The sequence below is a fragment of the Collinsella sp. AF14-35 genome (assembly GCF_003464565.1).
Classification (GTDB): Bacteria; Actinomycetota; Coriobacteriia; order Coriobacteriales; family Coriobacteriaceae; genus Collinsella.
The window spans coordinates 1-10,535 of sequence record NZ_QRZD01000040.1 but is presented as its reverse complement, the minus strand read 5'-3'; the positions used below and the strand labels follow the sequence as shown (position 1 = coordinate 10,535).

The window sequence follows — 10,535 nt, the reverse complement described above, 5'->3', positions numbered from 1 at the left end:
CGGCATAAGAAGGCCCGCCCAGCAAAACGCATAGGCAGGCCATGGCAACAATCGCAATGTAATGACGGCTGGTGCAGGACTCGGCAGCAAACATACCCGCTCCGATCTTCGCAGAGCCAATAGAATGTGCACCAGAAAATGCCCTGGTAGCAGCAGCTATTAGTTTAGCGAGATCAGGCCGTAAACAAAGAAAATGCCTCTGAGCTGTGCCAACAATTAGGTGTAAATCGTTTTGCCAATCGGTGAAAGGAGAGGCGTCTACAATCACTACTGATACGCTTCCGACATTTAATCATTTCATAAAGCCTTGGACGAAGCCCTAAGAAGTTGGCTGAGCCGGAGACGTCACTATGCAATAGCGCAGGATGCTGAGTACAGAGCTATTGAGCGATATAAAGGAAACATGCGTAATTATCTCGTTGGCTGGGAATAAATTACGGCGAGTATCAATCTGGACTCTTATAAAAATGACTTCGTAATTTAGAGGAATCATGAGCATTTTCGAGAAATTCAACTCACAAGGCATGAGTCCTGCTGACGCCTTTGAGGAGCTTTGCTGTCAACTATTTGAGTATTGTGGAAAGGGGCAAAAACAGTTTGATGACAACTGGACCTACTGCAACATAAGGGGCGCTGGTGGTGATGGTGGCATCGAGGCATATTGGACTAACGAAAGTTCCACCGAGTGCTATGCGGTGCAAGCGAAGTGGTTTCGATCAACTTTGACTTCTAGCCAATGGGGCCAAATTAGAAATTCGGTTCAACAGGCAATTAAAATCCGTCCACATTTGACCCAATACACTATTTGCATTCCGCACAACTTAACCTCATCAAAGACGATTGCACATGGTAAAACCAGCCAAGGAGAAGATGCGGCGTGGCGCATATTTAAAACAGAGATAGAAAAGGAGAGCCCTGGGTTAGAAGTCATTCTTTGGGATGAAAGTCAAATAAACAACCTACTGGTACAGCATGCAAATGAGGGGTTACGGAGATTTTGGTTTGAAAAAACCGAAGTTAATCCAGATGTATTTCAAATCGCCTTGGCCAAGACGGTGGCTAGGCTTAAATCAAGGTATATTCCAGATATTAATGAAGATGGAGGCCTGTCCATCTTTCTCGATAAATATCTTGGCTCCTATGCTCTCCGAAAGAGGCTCATCGATGAAATCGATGGCTATCTCGAAACATGCAATAACATAACTAGTATGATTGACTCGCTTGTAGCAGCGGCTTGTCGTAATCAGGAAGTCAACGACATGCCTAAAAGTGATTACGAGCTGGTTACAAAAGCCGAATCCTGTAAAAATGCTATTGAATGTTATATAAACAAACTATCAGTAATAAAAACCCTCTTGGCAATTGAAAGAGATGGGTTAAGTAGGACCAAGTATGATGCGCTCTGCTCTGACGATATAAGCTACTCAGATATAGAGGGCTTTATTGACGAAATTTATGAGATTAAATACAAGCCGTCATTCCAAAATCATACCTATGAACTCAAGGACGCTCTTGCGTCTTTTCGTGAATGCCCCTCCATATGGGAGCTGCGCCGAGAAGCGCTCGAAACACTTATAAACCCACATTGCATTGTCGTTGGCGATCAGGGGACTGGAAAGACATGTGGGCTTGCAGGTAAGGCAAGGGCATTTCAATGTGGTGTCTCCCACGTTCCCATATTAATTCTTGCAAGTGATATTCCAGAAAACGCTACTTGGTTTGGAATAATAAAACAGGTACTTGGGCTAAGCGGAACCTGGGATGAACCTAGCTTATGGCAAGCATTGTCTACCTACGTTTCCCTGCGAGATATCAAAACTGACTCGATGCTCATTCGCTCTAAAATTGTCATCATGATTGATGGATTGGACGAAAAGCATTCATCTTATTTCTGGGAAGAAAAGATTCACGAAGGAGATGCTATAACGGATCGATACCCTCGTATTCGTTTTATATATTCATCTCGCCCTTGGTTAATAAAAAAATTTGAGGATAATGAGCTTGATGACTGCTGCTATGAGATAGCCACAGGTGGCGACGTTCCGGTATATGAGTTGTTTGATCGATACATCGATCATTACGAAATTCGGATTGAGGGCGAAACACAATATAGATATTTACTGAACACTCCAAATGAGCTCAAATTATTCTGCAATGTTTATAAAGGTCAAACGCTAAATCGATCTGCTTCAACCACATTATCCCAATTGACATCTTCCGAAATAAAGCGCTTAGACACCGAGCTTGAAAAACGGTTGCCAAGCGTTGTTGATACTTCACGAAAGAAACCTGTACAGACCGCCCTTAGCTCGCTTTCACAGCACTTCATGGATCATGAGAGCATCGATGAGATCGAAATTGAGCAGAAGCTATCTCGATTTGGAATTAGGGATCAGGTTAAAGATGCGACTATCAATTTACTGACTTGCTACGGAATTCTTCTTGTTAAAAAATCTGGGCATTCGTTTAACGATGTGCCCGATTTTCTCAATCTGCCTGAGCCGACATGCTATATACCCGGTAGTAGGCACTTATGGGATTACTGCATTGCGCAGCGCCTTCTTCAAAGCGATGCCCAATATTTCAAAGACATTTTGACGAATAATCAAGACGCTACAATGCTGTATGGAGTGCTGTTGGTCGAGAAGAAAGGGATTCTCCCGAGTAAGGATCCCAGGCTGATTAATGCAATTGACGAAGACTATTTACGTAAAATCGATCTGTATGCGCTATCAAATGCGGACCCGAATACAACGGAAAAATTCAAACCATGGGCGATGGAGTTGCTTTACGCCGGCGGTCAAGACTTTAGTGATGTTCTAAATGGTATCGTTGCTCATGTTGCCAATTACCCTAATCACCCATTGGGTACATCGCTGCTCGATAGCTATCTAAATAGTTTTAAGAGCCCAATTGAGCGCGACCTTGTCTGGTCGCTTCCTATCGCAGTTAAGATGGACCTCAGAAGCTCACAAATTGCATATCATGAAGAGCGTCGCCATTTACAAAACCTACCTCGGCTGGACGGACGTGAAACTGCAGAGCAGATGCCCCTGCTATTTGCATGGAAACTGTCTTCACTTAGCAATCTAGAAAGGAATCACTACAGAAGAGAGTTAATCCAATGGGGAATGAAAAACCCTCATGAGTTCGTTCGCATCTTTGAAAAGTTTGGCAATTGCAACGACCCTCAAATTCGTGAAGACATTTTTGCTATCGCTGGGGAAATCGTGTGTCAAGGGAACCTTGAGCTTGTCGTTATTAAACGGTTTTATACTATTGCATATGAAGCAGTATTTAAATGCCCTGACAAGCAAGGAAATAGAGACGCCGCAATTAGGAATTACGCAAGACTTCTTGCCGAGCAATGCAATGGGTACGGATTGCTGGCTACAGGTGAAATAAATCTCTGCAGACCACCCTACCCATTTGATGCTAACAATTCAGTGATGCCAATATATAAATCAGCAAGTTGCGCTAAGGCAATGCACGGGTATGGACCGATTCATTACGACTTGGCGCGCTATGTTCTGGTCGATCGCTTGGCTTCAGCTTTTCATCGTCCTCAAGTGGCGTCTGGTTTTAATGGACGATACGCTAAGCTGAAACAAATTATGGAAGCGTCTGTGCTTAAAGCCAAAGTTGATGTACCTCTCGAGTTTGAGGGGTGGGTTATTTCAGCTGCCTATCAGTATCTTTTAGACCATGGGTATGATGAGGCAACCATTCAAGGCGAAATTGGAGAAGGCGGTTATAGAACAAGCGGAATAGACCGATTGATTACAATTGCATACGACAGGGCCGATCATGGATTACGCAGCACCGTTATGACGATAGCTGAAAAATATGTATGGTGTGCACGAAATGAGATTTGCGGCTATCTAGCGGACAGAATTCCAATGAGCGAAGAATGTCTATTGGATCAGGATGTACAGGATAACGCCTATTGCACCGATTATAGGAACCTCTTGAGTTTCGAAAGCCCTCTATTTGAAGACGCCGTAATGACGGCTACAAATGAAGTTCAAGGTAAGATGCCTCACTTCCCTAAGGCCTTTTCGTGTAGCGGTTTCGATCAATTATCGAAACAAGACTTTGAGGAGTGGATTAACGACATATCGCCAGAATGTGTCTTCGCCATGCTTGGCTACAATCCGACCACCGATACCAACGCTAAGATTCTAAAAGACCGTGAAAGGTGTACTGCTGTCCCAATCGCGTTGTACTCATGCGATTGGGGCGCGAGCGGCAAAAACTCACGTATTTGGATCCATGGTGGAGCAATAAGCCGTAAGGAGCTCACGGAGCTTAATTCGAAAAGCCCAACCATAGCCGATTTTAGCGAAGGCGTATCCAGCTTTACCGTCAGCATTGCTTCTAGCCAATCGGTTTGTTACATAGCGCCGACAGAGGCATTGGCTTCACCGCAGATGGTTGAAATCGATGAATCCAAATTGGTAAATAAGAATTCACGAGTCCATTCACTCTTAATGCCTCTAAGTGGGCAAGGTGTTGATCGTCTCATCGAGAAAGATGATTGCTGGTACTTCTTTCCTTCGAAACTGGCTAGAGAAGCCACCGAGGTTAAACGAACCGATGGTGTTCATTATTTTAATAGTGAAGGTGAATCTGTTTTTGAAGAAGTTTGTTTTGGTCTCGAATTCCGACACCAATATCATGCATTGCTTGCCAATGGCGAAATTCTTCGAAATGCCCTTTATGAAAAAGGGTTTGAATTGATATGGCATGCAACGGTGCAGCGAGGCCCTAATGCTTTAGTTGGTGAGCGCTTAGGTTGCGACTTTGAATTCAATGAGAAGTCATGGCTTATCTGGGAAGAAGAATCCGGTGCATTTGCTTCTTGTCCGATTTTCAAGTGATAATTTGCCCACTTGGACACTGCTAAATATCGCGAAACAACACCGCCGATATCGCGCTAGGGCACCGGGGCCGAGTTAGGCCCCGGTGCCTTCTGCCTAAATTACTTCGTCTGAATAAACAAAGTAATTCCTAATGGCCTTTCCGTAATAATCAACGAGGACTGAAACTAGCTGACGATCTTCACCGGTAAAAGGAATGCTTACTTTCTCCCTATTCAGACCCGTTACGTATTCGTGTAAGCCCGCATCAACTAGATACGATTCAACGTCATAGGTTGACATATGATCCTCGTTCTCCGCTAGGAAACGGGCGGATAAAAGAACGCGATCTGATCTATTTAAATCACAATGATGTAATGTGTATTTCACGGGCTCTTCTGGCATTGGAACGCTCATACCGCTGTGAAGCCATAACGAAATGCTCTTAGAAAATAAATTGCAAGCATCACATCGCTCGCCTTTTGTGAAATGCTCATACTCATCCATTAAAGGTATCAAATAGAAATCACAGAAGGACGTCGCTAAGTCGGTAGTGTGCCAGAAGTTGGTGTAAGGGGCCGCTTCCCTGGCCGTAGAAAGCAGGAAGCGGTTATCGCCTAGAATTCTAATTGCTGAAGTCAGGATTCGTGGAAAGGCAATAACCGCATATGGACAAGATACACGAGATCGCGGGCGGAGGCGCCCCGATGCCGAGCTTCGACGACGGCATGGTGAACATGGCCGAGCCCATAAGGGTGATGGCCGAGTCGTTCATCTAAGAGCTTATGTACGCCCAGGCCGATGAGGCATGCGAGGCCGGCAACCGGCTCTCCTACATCTGGCTCGACGCCGCCTACATCAAGAGCCGCAGTGAGGGCCGGGCACAGTCGACCGCGCCCGTCACGGTCACATAGCCGGTCCAAAGAAGCGTCCGCATCTCCATCACGCCCTCCTGCTATTTCGCCTCCAATGCGCAAGGAGCTTACCAGCTTCTTCAGCAGAGACCTCGTTTCTATCATCATCGTCTCTATTCGAAGCGCAGAAAGCCGCCGCAACCAGCTGGCAGTCTTCCGGCAACTCAAAAAAGCTGCCATCTGTGCGAGCCTCAGCAAGAAGACCGTCGACCTTTGCGAGCTCGACCACCTTTGCGACAGCAGTCTTATCGAATGAGAAGCTCGTTACTTCGTCGCTGCCCAGCAAGGTGTAGCGCTTCGGCCCGAACGAGAGAAAAGACGCGCACCCCGCCCCGTCTGCATTGGCAATCCTTTTCGCATAAGCCATGAATTCATTGGGTTTACGCTCTTTGAGCAAGATCAACGCATAATGACACTCATCGTCTAGGAACAGGTTCCTCGCGGCGGCGTCCTCGCCCACCCTGGCGCAAACGGCATCGGAAAGCTCGAAAATGTCGCCTTCGGGCAAAAGCGTCTTGCAGCCACCGTTTCCCCCGTCATTCAGGCTGTTCAGCTGCGATATCAAGAAAGGCACGAGCGGATAGACAATTCTACCCTTGCTCTCGTCCACCGACGCTCGCAGAATCTCGTCAGACTTAGCAGGCCCCAACTGTTTGAACAGCAACTCGATGAGTCTGAGGAGTTCCAGGTCGGCACTCGTCGAGGCCAAAGGGGCGTATCTCTTTTCCTTACTCAGACCCAAGGCCAAAAGGTACGCCTTGGTGACGATTTCGGCACGTCCTTCCTCCAACGTCGATACACGGGCCCTCATAGCCGATACAAAGTCGATCATACTCCCCGCTTCGGCGTGCCTGCGCAGGTCATCGAGCAACACACCGCCATCGCTCACATTCAACGCATCCTGTACCTCGTGAACATCGATTCCGTCCGGCATGTTCGAATGGAAGTATTGATCGAAGGAATCGGCCCGCCAGATAGCGTTCAAGCTCTCCCTCGAGTAAGAGACGCAATGACTCATGCCAGTTTTATTTGCCACCCGCGGGAAAAGCCTGCAGACGGCCTCGACCGCCCACTTGGCTTCAGATCTCGGGACTATCCTAGAAATCAGCTCCTCCAAATTGGCGAGGTTGTCTTTTGGATCCATGTTATTCATATATAACGACGATCCGATTGTGCCGCAAAGGAGGTCCTTGTGCACGCGAATCCAATCAACGAGTTTTGGCACCTTGAGTTCCAGTACCGCCAAGGCGGCGACGTCCTCGAAGCAGCAGAATCGCGGCAGGATGCTCAACTTCGCCTTTAACGCGTTCGTGAACCGTCGAACCTCCCTTATGGTGAAGAACCGATTGTTCAGAAACGTCAGGCGGACGCCGTTCCACCTCTTGTCGTCGAGGTCCTCCAGCCTGTATGCAAACGACTTGAAAATCGCATTGATGTCCTTGAGAAGCACCCGCTCCAAATCGCCCGATGAAATGGACGGCAGGTGCACAGGGACTTGGACCACCTTCTCCAGATATTCGGCGCCATCGCAATTCTGGACTTCACTCAAAGCCCGCGTAACCACCTCCTCATCGAATGAAAGAAGGTAGTTTATCTTCGGAAGCTTCGCCAGGGAGGCGACGAGCTGAAACACCATACGCACCTGATCGTTCGGCAGCCGATCAATGTCGTCGATGATCACTACGACCCGCCCATCGAACTTGAGGAGCTCCTCCTCAAGTCTCTGTTTCTTCGAAGAGACGCTTCCCGCCCTTTCTGCGGATTTCCTCAACCTGCTCGCCAAACGTTTGCCGAAGGCAGGCACAGCAACGCCTGCAAGCGGCGCGCCCGCCAAACTGGCAGCGGCACCGGCGGTAATCAACAAGGCTTCAGAATATGCCGCGAAAGCATTGAGCACCTCGGGGCGCTTACCGCACAGCTTGCCGAATAACTTGCCGAATAGCGTGCGCCGCCCATGTACATCTTTATCAAGCGCACTCCCGACTTCCTTAAGAAACTGAGCGAGCAGCTGCTCGGACGTGAGGTAATTCCAGGGCTCAAAACGGACGACAGAGACGCCCGCCTTGCCGTCATCGTCTTTTCGGGAGAGCGCATTTTCAACGAGGTTTATAACCGAAGTCTTGCCTGATCCCCAAGGCCCATACAAACCAATGACAAGGGACTCGGGACCAGCTGCGGATTTCAGAATATCTGCCAGCCTCTCAGCGAAAGGGGTCCTTCCGATAAGATCTTGCTCCCTTGCCTTGATTGGTGTATCCGTGGCAAGAGATAGGTTGGATTTATCCAAGGCCACTACCTCCTATTACAGTCAGAAATGAGCTATTCGATACCCCCACATTAAATTTGCGTTCGCTAGAATCGGCTCATTTACCCGTAGAGGGGGCTAGCGCCCATGGTCGACCACGCCGATGTAGCCTGCTATCTCCCCAAGCGCGCACATGAGCTCATCGAAGAAGCCGACCACATCGAATTCAGCTGTCATACCAGCCTTATTCGATGGAAACCACGCGCATGGACGCGATGCGGAACAAGCCGTCATCCCAAACCACGTAGTTGCTGTACGTCTTGCTGCCGTAGTATTTGATTCCGTCGATGCCGGCATGGCGGCAGCATTGGGCGACGAAGTTTGGCACGAGGTACTCCGGCGGGATGACCTGGTCGGTGTTGGTGAATGGAAACCGAAGGTACTTCAGGAAGTAGTTGGTCCCGCGGCCCACGCCGGAAAGGTCGATGAGGCGGACGTCGCGCCTGCCCTCTATCTCGGCGACCTGGGCCTCGTCCCCCGAACCGTGCTTCCCAATCTCCTGCATCGCGCCGTGCTCTGTGTCAGAGAAGTAGTAGTAAGCCTTCTGCGGGCCGTTAAACCTTCCCGCTTTCACAAGTAGTCGGGGTGCTTTGGCCATGTCGTCCTTAAGGTACGGGGCCGTCCCCGCGGGCTTTAGCCGAGCATGGTAATAGACCGGCCTGTCGAACGAAATTGCATCCCTCCAGTCACGAACCGTCTCCCAGATAACCCTACCGGCCTTACAATCCATTGCGAAGGCGGGCTCATCCGAGCAGAGCTGCTGAAGCTCCATCATGTCAACCTCTGTCAGCCCCTCAAGGAAGGACAGGGACGAGGTCAGGACGTTGAACGAGCGAACGTTCGCGGATACCTCGCCGGAATCATCGCCGGCCAAATTGCAGGCCCAACTGCAGACCACGAGGTCCGTCACGGGATCCGTCACGGACCTCGTGACGAGCAACCTCTTCCCCCTGATGTCGACCGAGACATCTTCGCTAACGGAGAGCCGCTCGAGCGAGGCCTTGCTGAGTTCTCTCACGAAGGTCTTGGCACCACGCGGTATCGAGCCGCCATAGCCAAAATCCCCGAGGGAATCGACAAGCCCGCCGACATTGCCAAGGAGGGCGATGTCGGGACCCCTGACGGTCAGCCCAGAAAGGCTGTTGGCAAGGCTCTCGTAGACGCCGAAGTAGTCTTTAGACGCAAAGCGGTCCACCATGTCCCGAATGGCGGGCGTCTGGATCGAGACCATACATGCCGCAAGAAGTTCTTGCTGGGCGGAAACAACCTTCTCGACCTCGGAGGCTCGATAGGAAGAGAGCCAGCCGCTGGAGTTGATGGAATCGAGGACCGCACGAATGGAGTCGAGGCGGACGTCCGCCGTAATGGATTTGATGCTGTCGGCAAAAGTTGCGAGGGCCGGCGCCATGCTGGCGCAAACCGCCTCTGACGTCTTATGCATCATCTCGGTATATGCGACGGACTCGCTCAGGGCCTTCGCCATGCTAAGCCGCATCGCCTTCGACTCGCGTAGCGCCTTGGAGAGATCCGTGCGGGCGGATGCGGAATCCCCGTCAGTCCTCGTCTCATCCACCGTAGCAATCGACTCCCCTCACTAAATGGCCCGACCTGTTTTCTATCCGAATCGCCATGGCCGCAGCCTGTGTTTGCGGCAACCTGCGACTCGCCTCCCAATCATACCAGCTGCAACCGAGAATATCATTCCTAGACTCCTGAGTTGGGCAACAACGATCACGAAGAAGAGGGCGACTTGGATACCTAGAACGGTCAAGCAGGGAGGCCGAGGCCGATGCACTGGCCTGCCTCGACTTCCTCTACGACCACCACGTGAGGCTGCCCTCGACAGCATCTGCGGGGCTTGCAATTAGCTTGGTGACCGCCGCCGCTCTTGTCGCGGCAGGACTTTACGCTAGGCGCAAGAAAGGCCGCCGTTAGAGAACGGCGGCCTTTACCCTCGCAATATAAATAGCGACTAGAGCGTCTTGAGGTACTCCCCCAGCTCTTCCTCCCAGTCGGGCATGTGGAAGCCGGCGGACTCCAGCTTGGAGAGGTCGAGCGCGGAGTGGACCGGGCGCGGGGCGATGGGGCCGGCGGCGCTGGCGTAGTAGTCGGCAGTGCTGACCGGGGCCACTTTGTCACCGTTGCCGTTGGCGGCCTCGAAGACGGCGCGGGCGATGTCGGCCCAGCTCCTCACGGCGCCCGAGCCGGTGCAGCCGTAGGTGCCGTAGGGGGCCTTGCTCTCCAGCACGTGGAAGATGGCGGCGGCCATGTCGCGCGTGAAGGTCAGGCGGCCCAGCTGGTCGTCAACGACGGTGACCTGCTCCAGGGCGTCGTCCGCGGAGGCGCAGCGGTCAGAGAGCATGCGCATGGTCTTGACGAAGTTGTGCCCCTCGCCGATGACCCAGGAGCTGCGCATGATGTAGTGGCGCGGGCACCCTGCCACGGCGATGTCGCCGG

5 protein-coding genes are annotated in these 10,535 nt (G+C 50.8%); 1 reads left to right on the top strand and 4 read right to left on the bottom strand.

The features are described 5' to 3' along the window. Positions 1 to 268, bottom strand: a 268-nt coding sequence (locus tag DWW12_RS10060) for a hypothetical protein (RefSeq protein ID WP_233544290.1), incomplete at its 3' end; no start/stop codon positions are given. Between the two features lie 223 nt (positions 269 to 491). Between DWW12_RS10060 and DWW12_RS09395 the strand changes: the two genes are divergently transcribed. Next, on the top strand, positions 492 to 4,880 hold the full coding sequence (locus tag DWW12_RS09395; RefSeq protein ID WP_117855807.1) for a hypothetical protein: 4,389 nt from the start codon (positions 492 to 494) through the stop codon (positions 4,878 to 4,880). 921 nt (positions 4,881 to 5,801) lie between these two features. Here the strand turns inward: DWW12_RS09395 and DWW12_RS09390 are convergent. The 3 genes from DWW12_RS09390 to DWW12_RS09375 all read right to left on the bottom strand — a co-directional run. Next, positions 5,802 to 8,060 (bottom strand): P-loop NTPase fold protein, encoded by a 2,259-nt coding sequence (locus DWW12_RS09390; protein WP_158564439.1) that lies wholly within the window; start codon positions 8,058 to 8,060, stop codon positions 5,802 to 5,804. A gap of 202 nt (positions 8,061 to 8,262) precedes the next feature. After that, entirely contained in the window at positions 8,263 to 9,651 is a 1,389-nt protein-coding gene (locus DWW12_RS09385; protein WP_117855805.1) for an RES family NAD+ phosphorylase, read from the bottom strand. A gap of 399 nt (positions 9,652 to 10,050) precedes the next feature. Continuing rightward, the coding region (locus DWW12_RS09375) for a sugar nucleotide-binding protein (RefSeq protein WP_147345494.1) at positions 10,051 to 10,535 on the bottom strand (485 nt) is incomplete at its 5' end.

What these genes read in the sequence shown, in the direction of transcription:
- DWW12_RS09395 (WP_117855807.1), top strand. Translation starts at nt 492, where the DNA reads ATGAGCATTTTCGAGAAATTCAACTCACAAGGCATGAGTCCTGCTGAC.